General features: G+C 32.7%; 13 protein-coding genes. 10 read left to right on the top strand and 3 right to left on the bottom strand.

Features of this window, described 5'->3' with window-relative positions; all coding sequences use genetic code 11:
• Positions 1-14: 14 nt before the first annotated feature.
• From BMX42_RS01565 to BMX42_RS01545, 5 genes are read left to right on the top strand one after another with little or no spacing between them, the layout of a single operon-like run.
• Entirely contained in the window at positions 15-626 is a 612-nt protein-coding gene (locus BMX42_RS01565; protein WP_091307421.1) for a DUF2238 domain-containing protein, read from the top strand.
• Positions 627-668: 42 nt separating this feature from the next.
• Positions 669-1,229 (top strand): GNAT family N-acetyltransferase, encoded by a 561-nt coding sequence (locus BMX42_RS01560; RefSeq protein ID WP_091307418.1) that lies wholly within the window; start codon positions 669-671, stop codon positions 1,227-1,229.
• Position 1,230: 1 nt separating this feature from the next.
• Positions 1,231-2,370 carry an ABC transporter ATP-binding protein gene (locus tag BMX42_RS01555; RefSeq protein ID WP_091307415.1) on the top strand — a complete coding sequence of 380 codons (1,140 nt, stop codon included), beginning with the start codon at positions 1,231-1,233 and terminating at the stop codon, positions 2,368-2,370.
• A gap of 6 nt (positions 2,371-2,376) precedes the next feature.
• Positions 2,377-3,867 carry a hypothetical protein gene (locus tag BMX42_RS01550; RefSeq protein WP_091307412.1) on the top strand — a complete coding sequence of 497 codons (1,491 nt, stop codon included), beginning with the start codon at positions 2,377-2,379 and terminating at the stop codon, positions 3,865-3,867.
• A 1-nt stretch (position 3,868) separates the two neighbouring features.
• Positions 3,869-4,720: an aldose 1-epimerase family protein gene (locus tag BMX42_RS01545; RefSeq protein ID WP_091307410.1), complete on the top strand. Its 852-nt coding sequence runs from the start codon at positions 3,869-3,871 to the stop codon at positions 4,718-4,720.
• Positions 4,721-4,792: 72 nt separating this feature from the next.
• Here BMX42_RS01545 and BMX42_RS01540 read toward each other — a convergent pair whose 3' ends face one another.
• Positions 4,793-5,428, bottom strand: a complete 636-nt coding sequence (locus BMX42_RS01540; protein ID WP_091307406.1) for a helix-turn-helix domain-containing protein — start codon at positions 5,426-5,428, stop codon at positions 4,793-4,795.
• An 817-nt stretch (positions 5,429-6,245) separates the two neighbouring features.
• On the opposite strand from BMX42_RS01540, the gene BMX42_RS01535 reads away from it, so the two are divergent.
• The 5 genes from BMX42_RS01535 (at position 6,246) to BMX42_RS01515 (ending at position 17,562) form a co-directional block, all read left to right on the top strand.
• Positions 6,246-12,398 (top strand): Ig-like domain-containing protein, encoded by a 6,153-nt coding sequence (locus BMX42_RS01535; RefSeq protein WP_091307402.1) that lies wholly within the window; start codon positions 6,246-6,248, stop codon positions 12,396-12,398.
• A gap of 42 nt (positions 12,399-12,440) precedes the next feature.
• Positions 12,441-13,376, top strand: coding sequence for a PorP/SprF family type IX secretion system membrane protein (locus tag BMX42_RS01530; protein WP_091307399.1), 936 nt, complete (start codon positions 12,441-12,443; stop codon positions 13,374-13,376).
• Positions 13,377-13,387: 11 nt separating this feature from the next.
• Positions 13,388-15,316 carry an OmpA family protein gene (locus tag BMX42_RS01525; RefSeq protein WP_091307396.1) on the top strand — a complete coding sequence of 643 codons (1,929 nt, stop codon included), beginning with the start codon at positions 13,388-13,390 and terminating at the stop codon, positions 15,314-15,316.
• A gap of 453 nt (positions 15,317-15,769) precedes the next feature.
• Entirely contained in the window at positions 15,770-16,699 is a 930-nt protein-coding gene (locus tag BMX42_RS01520; protein ID WP_091307392.1) for a helix-turn-helix domain-containing protein, read from the top strand.
• Positions 16,700-16,794: 95 nt separating this feature from the next.
• Positions 16,795-17,562: an SDR family NAD(P)-dependent oxidoreductase gene (locus tag BMX42_RS01515; RefSeq protein WP_091307389.1), complete on the top strand. Its 768-nt coding sequence runs from the start codon at positions 16,795-16,797 to the stop codon at positions 17,560-17,562.
• A gap of 42 nt (positions 17,563-17,604) precedes the next feature.
• Here BMX42_RS01515 and BMX42_RS01510 read toward each other — a convergent pair whose 3' ends face one another.
• Both BMX42_RS01510 and BMX42_RS01505 read right to left on the bottom strand, forming a co-directional pair.
• Positions 17,605-18,159, bottom strand: a complete 555-nt coding sequence (locus BMX42_RS01510) for a 2'-5' RNA ligase family protein (RefSeq protein ID WP_091307386.1) — start codon at positions 18,157-18,159, stop codon at positions 17,605-17,607.
• Between the two features lie 439 nt (positions 18,160-18,598).
• Positions 18,599-19,411, bottom strand: a complete 813-nt coding sequence (locus BMX42_RS01505) for a purine-nucleoside phosphorylase (RefSeq protein WP_091307382.1) — start codon at positions 19,409-19,411, stop codon at positions 18,599-18,601.
• Positions 19,412-20,011 lie beyond the last annotated feature (600 nt).

The following is a 20,011-nucleotide window of genomic DNA, read 5'->3' as shown; positions in this document are numbered from 1 at the left end:
TCCGTGTGCCAATTATGAAAATATTAAAAATATACCTCGTTTTATTCCTTGTCGGATTAGCCATTTCTGCCATTCAACCGAAAGAATATTTCACATGGTTTTTAGAAGTTGTTCCAGCTATTGTTGGCCTTTTGATATTGGTTTTCACCTTTAAAAAATTCCAGTTTACCAATTATACTTATTTTTTCATTTTGTTGCATTGTTTTATTTTGTTTTTGGGCGGACATTATACGTATGCGGAAGTTCCGTTATTCGATTGGATAAAAGAAACTTTCGATCAAACCAGAAACAATTATGATAAAGTCGGACATTTTGCACAAGGTTTTGTACCAGCAATGATTGTTCGCGAATTATTCATCAGAAAAAATGTGATTGCAAATCAAAGCTTTTTCAACTTTATAATCGTTTCTATTTGTTTGGCAATTAGCGCCGCTTATGAATGGATAGAGTGGTGGGTTTCTATTTGTACTGGCGATGGTGGTGATGCTTTTTTAGGTACGCAAGGTTACGTTTGGGACACACAATCCGATATGTTATTAGCTACAATTGGCGCCATTTGTATGGTGTTGTTTTTCAGTAGAAGCCAAGACAAAGCGATTAACAATTTTAAAAACCAAGTTCATTAACAATATTTCAAACTTTTATAAGTTAAATTCTATAAATAAATCATGATTAACATAAATATACTTCCGTTTCCAAATTTACAATCAGAGCGATTATCGTTCAGAGAAATAAATAAAAATGATATTCCAGAAGTGATGGAACTTCGTGGAAATGCCGAAACCATGAAATTTATTCCGCGTCCGTTAGTAACCAATGCTGAAGAAGCTTTGGCACATATTAATACGATTCTGAGTAAAAAAGAAGAAAGTGATGCTATAAATTGGGTAGTTACAGAAAAAGGCAGTGATTCTTTAATTGGAATAATTGGTTTTTTTAGAACCCAACATGAAAATTTTCGTTCCGAATTAGGTTATATGATTTTACCGCAACATCATAACAAAGGTTATGTAACGGAAGCTGTTAAAACAGTTTTAAATTTCGGATTCAACACTTTAAATCTACATTCTGTTAATGCGATTATCGATCCTAATAATATCGCCTCAGCTCGAGTTTTAGAGAAAAATGGATTCAGAAAAGAAGCGCATTTTTTAGAAGACTTCTTCTGGAATGATGAGTTTTTAGATTCAGTACATTACGGATTATTAAAAAAAGAATTTACACTATAGTATGACCATATTTGAAAAACAATTTGCTGAAGTACAAGAATTACTTCAGTTTGAAAATTATCCACAAGTAATTAAACGTATTATCGATTTTACTTTAGATACCGAAGATATTCAACATTACAAACAAACTAATGATTTTTTAAATTGGTACGACACCAATGAAGCTTCAACCGAAGTGAAAGAGAAATTGAATAGTTTATTAAACAATTTACATCTTGCATTAAAAGTCAAAGAAATTAAACCTCACAATACCATTATTTCTATTGATAAGCTTAAAAAAGTCTACAATTCAAATTTTGCGTTAGGTCCAATTCATTTAGATATAAAATCTGGTGAAATTATTGGTTTAGTTGGTGAAAACGGAAATGGTAAAACCACTTTATTGAGAAGTATTTGTGGAGAATTACATCCAACTTCTGGAAGTATAAATTACAAATTTGACTATTCTGATTTATATGATTTACGTACGAAATTAGTCTATATTCCACAAAGAACAGATACTTGGCGCGGAAGTATGTACGAAAATTTAGAGTTTACAGCGAGTTGTTACGGTTACAAACCTGAAGAAAATAATTTGGTTGTCGATTTAGTAATTACGCGATTAGGCTTAAGAAAATTCAGAAGTTATAACTGGAACGGATTGTCTTCTGGATATAAAATGCGTTTCGAATTAGCCCGAATGTTACTTCGTAAACCAAAAATCTTATTAATTGACGAACCTTTGGCTAATTTAGATATTTTGGCACAACAAACGGTTTTAGATGATTTCAGAAATATTGCCAATTCACCATTCCGACCAATTGCGATTGTTTTGAGTTCTCAGCAATTATATGAAGTAGAAAAAACATCGAACCAAGTGGTGTTTTTAAAACAAGGTGTACAACGTAATTTGAAAGAAGACAAAACAGAAGAAAAACATTTTATTGTTGAGTTTGAAACGACCGAAACCATTAGTGTTTTAAATGAAAAATTAGCTAAAATTGATTTAATTTCATTAGAACAAAATGGCGGAACTTTAATAGCCACTTTCCCAATTGAAGTTACTATTTCTTTGTTTATGAAAACACTTATAAACGAACAAATAGAAATCAATTACCTAAGAAATATTACTAACTCAACCCGAAGATTTTTCGTAAAATAATATAGCATGTTTAAAAATATACAAAAGCAACTTTTGCTAAAATATCCATTATTATGGAACACCAAATTTATTCCAATGCTAATTATTGGAGTACTTTTGAACTTAATTTATTTTTTTATTGGTTATGCCGATGGAACTCTCGATTTTACTAAATATTACCATTCAGGTTTAGACTTTACTTTTTTTAGTTTTTCTACATTAATTTCTTTAATCATACTTATTCTTTGGTTGGTAAGTTATTTTAAAAATAATTCATTCAAAAGATTTTACACTAAAAGTAAATATGCTTTGTTTTTCGAATGGATTCAAATTGTGGTTATCGTTCTATTATTAAGTATGTTTTACTTCCCTTTTGAATTTGGAAAACAATTACATAAAAGAAATTATTTAAGTGAAGAAATAGCCAAGGAAAGATGTGATATTCTTTCTAGTGCCGATTTTTTTATTGATGGAAGCTTTGATGAAGCGGAAATTGATTCCGTTCGTTCTGTGTTAAATGATACAAATGTTAATGGGGAATATAAAGCTGTTGAAAGAATCTATTTAGATCATGTAAATATTTTAGGTAAAAAGTATTCGCCAACTGCTTTAATCAATAGAAATGTAGCCGAGTTTAGTTTTTTTACACGTGAACAAGATTCGGTTAGAGGATTAAAAATCAGGAAATTTTTAGCGACAAATAATACTATTGAAGTAAAAAAGTTGATGAGAAATTATTTTAGCATTTTAAAAGAACATAAACTTCCAACTAACTTAACGGAAGACAAATGGTTTAGTATTACGTATAACTATCCTGAATTTAAGAAATACGAATTAATAAATCCAAAATCACCTTTTACTAAAGATGAATCTTATGCGTATTATGAACCATACACTAAACATGGTTATGACTATGCTGCACACGATAAAACCTATTCTGCATATTATATTGAGCACAATGTTCTTAAAGATAATTACCGCCAAATTTCAGGCGCTTATACATCTCCTTTTTTCGAAATTGAACCCATTTTAGTGTTGCTATATTGTGTTTTTGGATTCTCAATGCTAATTTTTTCTTTCCGAGTAACTTCTGGTAGAAGTTGGTTAATCGCATTAGTAAGTTATGGAGTATTTAATATTGTAATCGGAATTATTTCTGGAGTTTCTAGAGAGTTTCTGACTTATCCAATATTATTAATTATGAGTTTTTTAGTGGTTGTAGGCCTGTTTTTTAGCGTCGTATTAGCCAAGAAAACCAAAAGTAAAACAATGGTTTTGTTAAATTTAATTATTTGGTTGTTTGGAGGTTTAATTCCAACCATATATTTAACTTACATGGAGTGTTATCAAAATAGTATTAGCGCTAGATTGAATTATAACTATAATTTGGATCCACATTATAATTTCTTAAATGATAATGTAACTACGATGTTTGGCTTAAATATTATATTAGTTATAATAGGAATGTTTTTTATGTCAAAAGTAATTAGATCCTGGAAAGGAGTTTCTGAAGAATAATATGATTATTACAATTTCAAATTCACAGCTTTCGGCAACTATAAATACTGTAGGTGCCGAATTAGTTTCTTTAGTCAAAAACAACAAAAACTACATTTGGCAAGTTGATGAAACCTATTGGAATAAGACTTCACCAGTGTTATTTCCAATTGTAGGAAAGTTACAAAACGACAGTTATATATATAATGGTGTAAATTATAATTTACCACGACATGGTTTTGCCCGAGACATGGAATTTTCTTTTGAACAAAGAAGTGATGCTCAAGTCATTTTTGAATTAAACGAAACGGAAAAGTCTAAAGTTAATTATCCATTCGATTTTAAGCTGTTTTTAGCTTATACTTTAATGGGTAACGAATTGGTGATTGAATATTTTGTTAGAAATTTAACTGATGAAGTGTTACCATTTTCAATAGGAGCACACCCAGCTTTTAACATATCTGAAAATTTTGAAACGTATAGTCTGCAATTTAACAAAGATGACGTTTTTGAAACATATCATTTAGAAAATGAAAGTTTTAATGGAAAGACTTCAATAATTGAATCGGACAATAATACAATTCCTCTGAGTTATAATTTATTTGATGTAAATACTATTGTATTTAAAAAACTAAATTCAAATGAAGTAATTCTTAATAACAACAACAAAGCGATTTTAAAAGTCAACTTTGATAATTTTCCTTATTTAGGAATTTGGACGAAAAAAAACGCTCCATTTTTATGTATTGAGCCATGGTGTGGCTTAGCGGATAACAAAAATCATAATGGAAATTTAGAAGAAAAAGAAGGTATCAATTTATTGCAACCTCATGAAGATTTCTTAAGAGCTATTCGAATTGAAATTTTAGAATAATCTTTAACAAAAAATAAGAGCAATACTTGGGGAAGTATTACTCTTTCTAATATTTGGGGCTGCATTAATATATTACACAAATGAAAGTATTCCAGTTACTTTCCATAGTTCATCAATATCTTTTGTTGCAATTGAAATCTTTTTATTAAAAGGTAAACCATTATCAATAGATATAATAAATTTTTCAGTATCGCCTAAGGAAGGTTTAATTTTTGTTACAAAAAATCCTAGCTTATTACTTATAACAATAACTATGTCATTGTCTATTATGTTATTAAGTGATGTCTTTTCGCAAATTGCGAAGCAGTCTTTATTGAACCTAGCGTCTATTAGTGATTTGTCAATTTGAAAAGCAATTGATTCCTTGTTTTTCAGATATGGAAATTTCATAGTTGGCAAAACTTCTAGTGAATCCATTAACTTACCACTCGTGTATTGATAGATTAGATCTTTTGAAACAATAGGAGTGAAGGTTTCTTGTTCGAAGTTTGTAAGATTTTCGCTAAATATTAGATTTAAATCTATATTTAACTCCACACATTTATCAATTATTTTTGAATAATCAAGTGTATTTCGTTTTTTCCAGCTAGATATTGTGTTCGGTTTTATATTTAAAATCTCAGAAAGGCGAGTATCTGTTTCGACTTTTAAGCTCTTTTTCAACCTATTTATAATATTTTTCGCAATTTGCGGATTATTTTCTTGCATAATTTAAAAATGTGTACTATATTTACGACAAATAAGAATACTTAAAGTCAATATCTGTTGATTTGTGAATATCACACTAAGTTTAATGTTCATTTGATTATCCCCCGAAAAGATCAATTAATTTTAATTAATAAAAATTCAAATAATTTCAAAACCTAAAATCCCAGTCTACAAAAGTACGTTTTTTTTTGGTAACTGGTTTTTTTTTAGTATTAAACACAAAATTTTAACCCTTTTTTTAATTAAGTTTAATTCCTCAAACAATTAAAAAAAAAGTATTTTTTTAGTATAATTTAAAAATAGAAATATCAGATTATCAACGTATTTGCAATCTAAACAATTCAATCTGTAAAAAAGTTTAACAAATGTTAAAATTGCTGTATTTCCACAAACAGCAGTGCATCACTTACAATACAAGCCTTTCATATTTCAGTAAAATCAAAAGACAATAGCTTTTTTTGTTTCTAATTTAAATTTAGTTTCGTCATAAACTAATTCAACACAAAAGGTGTTATTTTTTTAACAAAAAATTAACAATTGTTTTTTAAATTTAAATTTTAATAATAGAATTAAAGAATCATCACAAAATATATTGTTTATCTAAAAAAAAATAACAATTATCTTTTATAATGAAATAGCATATTCTAAGTATTGATAAAAGTCCTACACTTCAACATACTTTAACTCCCCAAAGTTATAGTTTGTTACATCAAAAATTAGCTTTAAATCCGTCAATGGGTTTGTATTACTTATTTTCTTGTGAGAATTTTAATTTCTTACAGTTTATATACTAGGTTCAACATCTAAATTATTGCTTATGAAAAGTATCATTACTTTTAAGAAGAGTATTACCCGTTTTTTCTGTTTTCCAATCTTATTTGTATTCTTTATACAAACAGAAATGTATGCTCAAGTTAATTTTATTAACGCAAATGTTTTAGTTTCTTCAGATCATGCCACAAATCCTGGCAATGCAGCCGTTTTTGATGACACATACGCCACACTGAATTCCTATGGAGGAATTGCTTTAGGTATTGGTGATTATAGCGGAAAAGTTGAGCTAGAATTTCCAACAACACTTCCTGCGGGAAAAACATCTTATGTGAAAATTGATTTTGATCAAGATGTTTTAAATGCTTTAGTAGGTGGTGGTTTAGGAGGAGAATTAGCTGATTTACTAGGAACCGTTGTTCTTGGAAATCATTACTTTACTGTAGCTGCAAAAAATAATACGACCACAGTTAATATGTTTTCTAGCCAGAATAATTTTTCTACAGATGCTGGAAAATTAATTAGAGATGTTGCTGGTAATTTCTATTTTGCAATTACGCCCACTCAAGCTTATAATCGAATTGAAATCACTGACAATACTGATGCACTATTAATAGGTACTTTTAATAGTATGAAAGTCTATAATGCTTTTTATACTGAAGGTGTTAATAGTTGTGATTTAGCTTTTGCTACTTCTTTTGATGGTACTGGCGGAACTCTAGATTTAATCGGTCTTGGAAATGCTGGTGTTCAAAATCCTCATTTTGCAATAGATACCGACCCAGATAGTTATTCTCATATCGGTTTAGGTGCAGTTACTTTAGCTGGTACGATTAGTCAAACGGTTTATTTTAGTTCTGCTTCAAATCCTACAGATCAATTTCATATCACCATACAATTAGATAATCCTTCTTTATTAAATTTAGGTTTAGCTGATGGATTAAAAATTGAAGCTTTAAACGGAACAGCTGTTGTACATACGTATAATATTAGTACTTCTTTGCTGGATTTAGATTTATTAACTCTTTTAAGTAATGGACAAAAAGCTACTATTCCAATATCTCCTGGACAATCTTTTGATAGAGTCCGACTTACTTTATCCTCTTTAGTTCAATTAAATCTAACTAAAGGATTACGTTTTTATGATATTTATAGAAGTCCTGCTGCGCCAACAATAGCTTTAGCTTCTCAAAATCTTACAGTTTGTGGAAGTCAATCTGTAACTTTATTTGCTGATACTGCTTCAGAAAATGAATTGGTTTGGTTCAGTTCAAACACAAGTACAACGCCTTTGGCGGTTACTGCTTATAACGCAGGATATACAACACCAGTTATAAATACTACAACAACTTATTATGTAGCCTCAAGAAAAGTTGGTTGTCCTGGTTTATCGTCAAGAACTCCAGTTACAGTCACAGTAATTTCGGTTCCAGTTGCTGCTGATATTTCAGTTAGTAATGCAACTATTACTTCTTCTTGTTTGGGTACTGCAGTTATTGCTCCATCATCAAGTGTGGCAAATAGTACTTTTAATTATTATACTGATCAAACAAAAACTCAAGAAATTACAACTGGATTTTCTGGTCATCCTGGAATTACTTATACAAAAGATGCCATTACCGGAGAATTAACTATAACAGGTTTAAATGCAACTAATACACCAAAGACATATTATGTTGCGATTGAAGTTGGTGGAATTTGTGAAAATGCCGCAGGTAATTTATTACCAGTTACTGTTGTTTTTCCAGCAGCAACTGCTTTAGTTGTAAATCCAACTTTGACAGGATGTGATAGTGTAAATTTAGCTGATGCTATTGTTGGTTTTGATACGTCAGGAGACACAACATATACTTTCTATGATAGTAGTATGACAGTTCTTTCTTCTGCTAATGCTGCTAATATTTCAACTAACGGAACGTATTATATTCAAGCACAAAATACAGTTGATTGTACTTCTGTTACTGCTTCAGTTGCAGTTACAGTAACTCCATCGCCATTATTAGATGTTGATCCAAATAGTTATTCTATTAACGTTGGAGCAAGTGTAACTTTAATGGGCGCATCAACGGCTCCAATAGTTTGGTACGATTCAAACGGAAATGTTTTAGCTTCAACTACAGTTGGACCATTTATGACTCCTGGAGTTTATACTTATACTGCTGTTTCTACAAATGGAGCATGTAGTGTTAGTGAGATTGTTATCATTACTGTTACAGATCCAACAGTTTGTTTTGAAAACACAAGTCGTGTTTATGCAGATACGCAATCTTGGAATTCAATTGTTACTGGAGGTGTTTTTAATGCTTCAGATGCTATTGATCATAATCCACAAACTTTTTCAACGATTACAACTGGGCTTGGTGCTTTAGGAGTAGGAACTACTTGGCAAACATTAGAATGGAATACAGCCATTCCTGCAGGAACACCAGTATCGATTAAATTAGGAACACAATACAGTGGAATTACTTTAATTGGAGCCATTTCTGTAGTTGGAACGAAAAGAAATGGAATGGGAGTTCCAGTAGATATTGGAACTATTCAACCACTTTCAGGAAGTTTAGTTGATTTGTTACCTGGTGATAATTCTTTTGAATACACTTTTGTACCAAGTAATGGTTCTGGACCTCAAATTTATGATGGTGTCCGAATTATTGTTGGCTCTGTTGTAAGTGTTGCTCAGAATGTAAAAGTTTACGAAGCATATTACAACAAAGTTGTTACACCATTCGTGTGTTTACCTGGTGATGTAGAAGATGTTTTTCATGGTGTGTACGATTTAGGTATTGGTGCGCTTTCAGCTACAACTAATGTAACAAATCCATGGAATGCTGTTGATAATAGTGATACAAGTTTTGCAGCAATGTACAATGGAGTAGGAGCTTTATCTGCAACAGAATTAACAGTGAAATTCAGAACAGCTTCTCAACCAACAGATATTTTAAAAATTCTAATTCAAAAACCAGGAACAACATTAGGAGTAAGCGCTTTAGCAGGTTTTACTGTTCAACGTTTCATGGGGAACACTCCAGTTGGAAGTCCGCTTGTAGGTGATGGTTCAACTGCAACATTAGAATTACTTAATGGAGGAAATGATGGAGTGATTTTTACTTCAAATACAACATCTCCTGCTTTTGATAGAGTAAGAATTAGATTTGGAGGTGTTTTAAACGTTTTAGATCATATTCAAGTTCATTATGTAAAACGTGAAGCAGCTATTGATATTGTTGATGGTTTAGATGATACTATTGAAGTATGTCAACAAGCAACTGTAACACTTACTGCAGCAGATGCTTGTACAACATACAATTGGTATGATGCAGCTGTTGGTGGAAATCTTGTGAATACAGGTGTAAGTTATACTTTACCTGCATCATTAGCACCTGGAACTTACATCTATTACATTCAACCAGTAAGAAGCGGTTGCGAAGTTTTGTCAAGAACGCCAATTACAATAATTGTAACTCCAGCTTCTCCATCAGGTTCTATTAGTGATATAGTAGTAAATCTAGATGATGATACAACTTTTTGTAGTACAACAGGTAATGTTACCTTAACTGCTCAATTAAATACAATTCCTGTTATGACTAATCCGGTTTTCTACTGGTATAGTTTTGATGGAACGAATCAAATTTTAATTCCAGGACAAAGTACAAACGTGTTACAATTAACAGGATTGTTACCTGGAACTTATACATATTATGTGGGTGTGAGTTCAGATGATTTTTGTCAAACATTATTGCCAAATAGAACATCTATAACATTCACCATATTGCCTTTTTCAGTTGCTGGTGATATTACTGCTGCAGATGATCAAGTTTGTCTTGGAGGTGTAGCAACATTAACACCATCTAGTGTATTGGCTAATCCTATATTCAATTGGTATTTCACAAATGATTTAACACAGCCAATTACAAATGGAACTTTTAGTGGAATCACATATACGATTGCTCCAAACGGCGAATTAACAATCGCAGGTTTAACTACTTTAAACAGTCCTTATACGTATTATGTTTCTATGAGTAGCGACACAAGTTGTCAAAATTTACCAGGAAATTTAAAAAGTGTTACCGTTCAAGTAATTGAAGTTTTAGCACCAACAATTGCAGATGCCACACCTGATTTCTGTGCGACTTTAAATCCAACTCTTGCTTCAATAGTAATGAATCCAAATGTAGGAGTTGTTTGGTATGATGCAGCAGTAGGTGGAAACGTTTTACCTTCTACAACACCATTAGTAAGTGGAGTAACTTATTTTGCAGGAATTACAGATGCGTCATCAGGTTGTTCAAGTGCAACAACTACAGCTGTAACACCAACAATAATTACAGTTCCATTAGTAACAACTCTTGATGCGGCACCAGATTTTTGTGCAACAGCCAATCCAACTATTGCTTCATTAGTGGTTAGTCCATCTTCAGGAGTAATTTGGTACGATGCAGCAGTTGATGGAAATATATTACCATCAACAACTCCATTAGTTGATGGTGTATCCTACTTTGCAGGAATTACTGACGCAGCTTCAGGTTGTTCAAGTGCAACAAGACTTGAAGTAATACCTACAATAATAATTGTACCAACACCAACAACTCTAGATGCAACACCAGATTTCTGTGCAACTGCTAATCCAACAATTGGTGATTTAGTTGTTAGTCCATCTACAGGAGTAATTTGGTATGATGCAGCGGTTAACGGAAACGTTTTACCATCTTCAACTCCGTTAGTAAATGGCGTATCTTACTTTGCAGGAATTACTGAGCCTTTATTAGGATGTACAAGTCCTTCAAGACTTCAAGTAACTCCAAACATAATCACAGTTCCATTAGTAACAACTACTGATGCTACACCAGATTTTTGTGCTTCAAGTAACCCAACAATTGCTTCATTAGTAGTTAGTCCAACAACAGACGTAATTTGGTATGATGCAGCAGTTAACGGAAATGTTTTACCTTCAACTACACCTTTGGTTAGTGGCGTAACTTATTTCGCAGGAATTACAGATGCAGCTTCAGGTTGTTCAAGTGCAACAACAACAGCTGTAACTCCAAACATAATCACAGTTCCATTAGTAACAACTACTGACACAACTCAAGATTTTTGTGCAACAACAAATCCAACAATTGCTTCGTTACAAGTTAATGAAACGGGAGTTATTTGGTATGATGCTCCTGTTAACGGAAATATTTTGCCTTCAACAACACTTTTAGTGGACGGAGCTACTTATTATGCCGTTCTTACAGATGCAGGTTCAGGTTGCTCAAGTGCTACAAGATTAGCTATAACAGTTGACTTCTTACAGAATCTTCCAGCTACTTTAACAGCAGGAGCATCTAATAACTGTATTTTAACTAATATTACTTATACAACAGAAGCTGGTATGACTGGTTACGTTTGGACTTTAGGAACTGGTGCTGTAATAATAAGTGGAGGTGGAGCTAATGATAATTCTGTAACTGTTCAATGGTCAACAGCAGGTGCTAATACAGTGAGTGTTTCTTACAACAATGCAAGTGCTTGTAACACGGTTAGTACAGCAAACTTAAATGTTACTATTGGAATGTGTTCAAACCTTTCAATAACAAAAACTGTTGATAACATGACTCCATTCGTTGATGATAATATCGTTTTCACAGTTACTGTTACAAATACTGGTATGGGAACATATCATAACATTGTAGTAAGTGAACCACTACAAAGTGGATACGCTTATGTGAGTTCCAACGCTTCTGCTGGTACTTATAACCCAATAACAGGAATTTGGAATATTCCAGTTCTTGCTGCGAATCAAAGTGCTACTTTACTAATTACAGTTACAGTACTTATGGAAGGCGATTATTCTAATATCGCAGAAATTATTGGTTCTGATGAAGATGATCCAGATGATGGTGATGTAGCAGGTGTTACAACAGAACCTTTATGTTTAGTTGTTTTTAATGAATTTACTCCAAATGAAGACGGTTCAAATGATTACTTTAACATTAAATGTGCTGAATATTATCCTAACAATAAATTAGAGATTTATAATAGATATGGAAATCTAGTTTATGAAACCAAAGGTTATAATAACAATTGGAAAGGAATTTCAAATGTGAATGGTACTTTTAATGGAAATGTTTTACCAACAGGAACTTATTATTACGTTTTTGAAACTGGTGAAGCGAACAATAGAGTAAAAACAGGCTGGCTATTTATCATGCGCTAGATTATATTATCAACAATTTTTCCAATACTAAATTTTAAGAATATGAGAAAAAGTATAAAAAATATAAAGGGGTTTTTATGGCTATTATTTACCTTCTCAGGGCTAAATTCTCTAGCGCAACAAAATCCAGAATATACACAGTATATGTATAATACAATTACTGTAAATCCAGGATATACTGGATCAGTAGGAACGCTTGAAGCCAACTTACTTTTAAGAAAACAATGGGTAGGAATTGATGGAGCCCCGCAAACGGGAACATTCGGAATTCATTCTCCAGTTGGTGCGAATAAAAAAGTAGGTTTGGGTTTAAATATCATAAGTGATGATTTAGGGCCTTCTACTGAACAAACTCTAACAGGAAACATGTCTTATACTCTTGATTTAGGTGTAAGTACTAAATTTGCCTTCGGTGTGAAAGCAGGAGCAAGAATGTTGAATATCGATTGGTCTAAAGGACGTTTTTATAACGGAAATGATGTTTTGTTGAATAATAATGTAGACAATAAGATTATGCCAACAATTGGTTCAGGAGCTTATATGTATTCTGACAGATGGTATGTAGGATTGTCGGTTCCTAGTTTCTTAAGATATGATTTTTACGATGATATTAAAGAATCGGTAGTGTCAGATAAATTACATTACTATCTTATTGGAGGTTATGTTTTTGATTTGTCAGATGCAATTAAATTTAAACCATCAGTTTTATTAAAAGCGGTTGAAGGTGCGCCTTTCGCAACAGATTTTTCAGCTAATTTCTTATTACAAGAAAAAGTTACTTTAGGTGCTTCTTACAGAATGGATGATTCGGTAAGTGCGTTAGTTGGTCTTCAGTTTGCAAAAGATTTCTTCATTGGTTATTCTTTTGATTACACGACAACAAACTTAAACAAATATAACGACGGTACTCACGAAGTAATACTTCGTTATCAAATGCCTCAAAAATCAACAACAATTAAATCTCCACGATTCTTTTAATACTAATGCATATGAGAAAATTATTTACTTTAGGGTTGTTTGTATTTGCTAGTATCGCATTCGGACAACAAAAACTAAAAGCGGCTGATAAGATGTTTAAAAGTATGTCTTACGTGGAAGCAGCTAAATTGTATGAAGAGTATTTGGAAAAAAATGATACACCTTCAACTGAAACAATTACTAATATTGCTGATACCTATTATTTTAACAATGATATGCGTAAGGCATTACCATGGTATCAAAAGTTGTATGAGATTCAAGGACAAAATTTATCAGATTTATACATGCTTCGTTATACACAATCTTTAAGAGGAGTTAGAGATTATGACAAAGCGAATTCTTTAACAAAGGATTATCTAAAAAAGAAAGCAGTTAATGGTCAGGTAAAGGAGTTTGCCAACAATCAAATGCTTTTGGATAGTATGGCTAAGAAACCATCATTATACGAAATTAGAAACTTAGAAGTAAATACGCCTAATTCCGATTTTGGAACAGCTTATTATGGTACTAAAATGATTTATTCTTCAAGTTTTGATGATGGTGCTACCAAATTATATTCTTATAATCAACAGCCTTTTTTATCTATGTTAGTGGCTGAGGTGAATCTTTCTAACGGTTCATTATTCAATCAGAAACCCTTTTTAGAGGAAGTTAATTCTAATTATCATGATGCTACAATTACATTCGCATCAGATTTAAAAACGTTCTATTATACAACCAATACGTTAAAGAAAAAGAAACTAAAAAATGATGCCGGAGGAACTAATAATTTCCAAATTATAAAAGCTTGGTTGGATGGCGATAAAGTGACTAAAACGGAAAAGTTATTTTTCAATAGTTTAGATTATAGTGTTGGACATCCATCACTTAGTGCAGACGGGAAATGGTTGTTTTTCGTATCAGATATGCCAGGTGGAATAGGAGAAACAGATATTTATGTTTGTGAAGTTTTTGAAGATGGTAAATTAAATTCTCCTGTAAATTTAGGTCCGAAAATTAATACTGTTGGAAGAGAAATGTTCCCTTTTTATAGTAATGGTGTGCTTTACTTTTCTTCAGAAGGACATTATGGTTTTGGTGGTTTAGATGTTTTTGAAAGTAAACATAATGGTAAAGATTTTTCTTATCCAAAGAACTTAGGAGAACCAATTAATAGTAACAAAGATGATTTTTCTTATATTATTGATAACGATTTAAAAACAGGATATTTTTCTTCTAATAGAGAAATGGGTAAAGGTGACGATGATATTTATTATTTCACTAAGAAAATCCCACCTTGTAACCAAATTGTTCAAGGAACGGTTAGGAATTCTAAAACGCAAGTTAACATTGAAGGAGCAACCATTAAAGTGTATGACGGATTTGGTGATTTAGTAAATGAATATACAACAAATGCAGATGGTAAATTTGAATTTGAATTGCCTTGTAATGGAAGTTATAAAGTAGAAGCTTCAAAACCAAATCATACTTCAGAGAAGAAAGAAATTGCTACGCTTGATAAAAACGGAGACATCATTAATTTAGATTTCAAATTAACGAGTTTAGACGACTTAGTTGTGAAAGATAAAATAACTGGAAACGAAAAAGTGGATATCAATCCGATTTTCTTTAACTATGACAAATGGGATATTACCCCACAAGCTGCTGCTGAATTAGATAAAGTTGTTTTCGTAATGAACAATTTCCCTAATGTTAAAATTAGAATTGAATCTCATACCGATTCAAGAGGAAAAGATTTATACAACTTGAAACTATCTGACAAAAGAGCGAAATCGACACAAAGCTATATTCTTTCGAAAGGAATTGCGGCAGAAAGAATTGAAAGTGCTGTAGGGTTTGGAGAAACTCGTTTAACAAACAAATGTAGTAATGGAGTGAAATGTACAGAAGACCAACATTTCGCTAACAGAAGATCAGATTTTATTATTGTGACGAAATAAATGTTTAGGACTAGAATGCTAAACCCTGTGAGATTTATATTTTGCAGGGTTTTTTGTTGCCACGAAGCCACAAAGGCATGAAGTTTTTTTTGGATTGTGGATTGGTACGCGGATTTAGCGGATTGTTTTTTTTTGGATGGCGCTTAAAGATTTACACGGATTTTAAACATATAAGTCATATAAGTTTTAAACACATAGGAATATAGGTTGGATTGTGGGTAAAGTCGCTCCGCTCTAGATAGAGCACATGAGGTGGGTACGCAGATTTAGCGGATTGTTTTAACCGCAAAGTTGGCAAGTATTTTAAGTTTTGCGTTTAGTTTGTCATCCTGAAATCGAAGATTCAACGAAGTTAAAGGATCTCACACAATCTACTTCCACAATCCCAAATCGTAAATCCCAAATCTAAAATCAAAATTCCCTACCTTTGTCATTATTTGAATTTTACAAACAATGACAACAATTTCTATAAACGAATTCTACAAAGAAATATTTGACGACAAATGTCAATTGACGGAGCTTTTCTTAAACGAGCAAAACAATATTGATATTGGTCATTTCAATGTGTTTAATATTGCAGAAATGAGTAGCGCTTGCAAGTCGAAGCCTGTGATGCCTTATAATCGTAGAACCTATTATAAAATTAGTTTAATCAACGGACACAATAGAGTAGAGTATGCCGATAAAGAAATTGAAGTGAAACAACGAGGTATTTTGTTTGCCTCTCCAAAAATCCCGTATCGTTACGTTCCTCAAAACGACGAGCAATCTGGGTTCTTCTGTGTGTTTACGGCTGATTTCATGGACAAGTCTAAAACAGCTTTGAACATTGATAGTTTGCCGATTTTTAATGCGAAAGGAGATTTTGTATATCAATTAAGTGAAGAACAGTTTCGTGAAATTGAGCAGATCTTCTTGAAAATGAATAATGAAATTCAATCGGATTATGTTTATAAATACGATTTGTTACGTAATTATGTAACCGAATTAATTCATGCCGGACAAAAACTAAAACCTATTGATGGTATTCATCAAACACATAATGCAGCGTCTCGAATTTCATCCTTATTTATTGAATTATTGGAAAGACAATTTCCTATAGAATCGCCAAGTCAATCGCTTCAGCTAAGAACAGCTAAAGAATATGCAGAGAATTTGCGAGTGCATGTGAATCATTTGAATAAAGTTTTAAAAGAAGCTACTGGTAAAACGACGACAGAGATTATTGCCAGTCGAATTACACAAGAAGCGAAGATACTTTTGCGTCAAACCGATTGGAATGTTTCTGAAATAGCCATTAGCTTAGGATTTGATGAGGTAGCTCATTTTTCTAACTTCTTTAAAAAACAAACGCAATTATCACCTTTACATTTTAGAGAATAGTGATTGTTTGAATTTTGCAAATAACACTTTGATTCTTGCAACGATTTCTTTTGCTAAAGTTTGCAACTTTGTCCTGTAATTAAAACACAGATAAAATGACAAATACAGCAAACAAAATTGCCTTAGTAACTGGCGGAAGTCGTGGACTAGGAAAAGACATGGCTTTACAATTAGCCAAAAAAGGATTCGATGTAATTCTTACGTATCAAACTAAAAGTGAATCGGCACAAGAAGTAGTGAATCAAATTAAAAATAGTGGGAATAAAGCATTTGCTATTCAATTAGATGTGGCTAATGCGAACTCATTTGATCAATTTGTACAGACACTTTCTACAACATTAAAAAACGAATTTCAATCGGAAACTATTTCAGCTTTAGTCAATAATGCTGGTGTTGGAACGTATGCAACATTCGCAGATACTACTATGGAACAATTTGATAGTATGGTGAATATTCATTTGAAAGGACCTTATTTCTTAACTCAAAAATTATTACCAGTTATACAAGATGGTGGAAGTATTGTTAATATTTCTTCAGGTTTAGCGCGATTTAGTTATGCAGGTTATGCGGCTTACGCGATAATGAAAGCCGGAATTGAATCTTTGAGTCGTTACCAAGCTCAAGAATTAGGAGCGAGAAGAATTAGAGTCAACACGATTGCGCCTGGTGCTATAGAAACTGATTTCGGTGGTGGAGCAATAAGAGACAATAAAGAATTAAATGATATGGTAGCTTCAAGTACGGCTTTAGGGCGTGTGGGTTTACCTGACGATATTGGTTCAGTAGCTGCTTTCTTATGTAGTGATGAATCTAAATGGATTAATGCACAGCGTATTGAAGTAGCTGGTGGAGTTCATATTTAATAGTATTAAACCTGACAGGTTTCAAAAACCTGTCAGGTTTGGTTAAAACAGACTTCCTTGCACTTCTTTAGGTAGTCCTTTAAATTCGAATGCATCAATAACTCGGAATTGTTTGAGTTGCATATCAAGCATTCGTAATACAATTCCGTTACATAAAAAGGATTCGTTTATGGATGTGAATAGTTGCGATGCTTTGATGAGGTTTTCAGGTGTTAACTTTCTAGCAATTGAAATGTGTGGGGTATCACTATGATGGAACGTTTTCACGAGTAAGGCATTATGAAACGATTTCATAACGGGTTGTAATGCTTCTTTGGAATCAGTATCTGGAGCAATATAAAAAGCACCATTAGGGAATGTTCCAAAATCATCTAGTTTAACGGGAACAGGTGTAATCGTATCGCAAATTCTTTCTAGTTGTTTTTTTATGCGTTCTAAATCGCGCTCACTGGATTCAAACTCACAAATGGTTATGTGTGCAATCGAGTTTTTACTGTTGAACCAACCCACTTCTGTAGCTAATTGTTCCTTCATGTTCTTGATGGTCGTAATCAATTCAAGGCTTGGATTTATGGCGATGGAGTAGCGGTGAAGCATGGTTTTAAGTTTGTTGTTTATGGTATAAAAATACTACTTAAATTTTTTAAACATATAAGTCATATAAGTTTTTTTGGATTGTGGTTATTTTTTAAACACATAGGAACATAGGTTGGATTGTGGGTAAAGTCGCTCCGCTCTAGATAGGGCATTTAAGTTGGGTACGCAGATTTGGCGGATTGCTTTTTCTTTGCCCTTCGACAGGCTCAGGGTGACATATTGCGGTTATGGATTTACGCGGATTTTAACATATAAGTCATATAAGTTTTTTTGGATTGCGGCTATTTTAAACACATAGGAAACATAGGTTGGATTATGGATAAAGTCGCTCTGCTCTAGATAGTTCACATAAGTTTTGCGTATAGTTTGTAATCCTGCCCCGAAGTTTCTGGACTATCAAAGTAATTCGTCGTAAATCCCAAATCTAAAATCGTAAATATCAATACAAACTAATTAATTCTTTAATTAACTTTCTTACATTGGGTTCTGCTAGTTGTGCTGCTTTTAGGACTTCTTCATGAGAAACTTCTGCCATGCTGTTTTCGTTACCCATATCGGTAATAACGGAAATACCAAAAGTGTCCATATCCATGTGACGTGCCACAATCACTTCGGGAACGGTACTCATTCCAACACAATCGCCACCAATATTTTTAATCATTTTGTACTCTGAAAGGGTTTCATAGGTTGGACCTTGTAGAGCAACATACACGCCTTCTTGTACTTCAATGTTATTTGTTTTCGCAATTTCTTTTGCTTTGGCAATCATGTGATGGTTGTAAGGTTCACTCATGTTTACAAATCGAGGGCCTAATCTTTCATCATTAGCGCCACGAAGTGGATGTTCGGGCATCATGTTAATGTGGTTTGTAATAATGACAATAGAGCCCACTTTATAATTGGAATTGACACCTCCAGAGGCATTCGAAACAATCAATTTGCTTACACCTAACTGTTTCATTACTCGGATAGGGAACGTAACTTCTTTCATGTTGTATCCTTCATAATAATGAAAACGTCCTTGCATAGCGACTACTTTTTTAGTACCCACTGTTCCAAACAATAGCGCCCCCTTGTGACCCGTAACTGTGGAAACAGGAAAGTTAGGAATATCGGTATATGGTAGGGTGAATTCAATATTTATGTCCTCTGCAAAATTGCCTAATCCAGAGCCTAAAATGACTCCGTATTCTGGAATGAAATTGGTTTTACTTTTAATGAATTCGCTGGTGTCGTATATTTGATTGAGCATGATTCTAGTGTTTTTGTGTTACTCAAATGTACGAAGATTATTAAAGATAAATTATGATTATTGTCATGTGTTTTTTATTTGTCATCCTGTCCCGAAGTTTTGGGAGGATCTCACGTAATCAACTAAGTCATATGAGTTTTTTATTTAACCACATAGGAACATAGGTTGGATTGTGGGTAAAGTCGCTCCGCTCTAGATAGTTCACATTAGTTATGCATTTAGTTTGTCATCCTGAAAGGATCTCACGTAATCAACTAAGTCATATGAGTTTTTTATTTAACCACATAGGAACATAGGTTGGATTGTGGGTAAAGTCGCTCCGCTCTTGATAGTTCACATTAGTTTTGCGTATAGTTTGTCATCCTGAAAGGATCTCACGTAAGGATTTTGTACGCAGATTGAAAAGATTGAAAGGATTTTTGGATTGTGGTTATGGATTTTGAGTTATGCGTTTAGTTTGTCATCCTGGGAGGATCTCACACAATCAACTTCCGCAATCTTGGCATGCTGAACTTGTTTCGTTATCTCTTTAACATATAAGTCATATGAGTTTTTTATTTAACCACATAGGAACATAGGTTGGATTGTGGGTAAAGTCGC

It is taken from the genome of Flavobacterium terrigena, assembly GCF_900108955.1.
GTDB lineage: Bacteria > Bacteroidota > Bacteroidia > Flavobacteriales > Flavobacteriaceae > Flavobacterium > Flavobacterium terrigena.
This window is presented reverse-complemented; position numbering and strand designations above follow the sequence as displayed.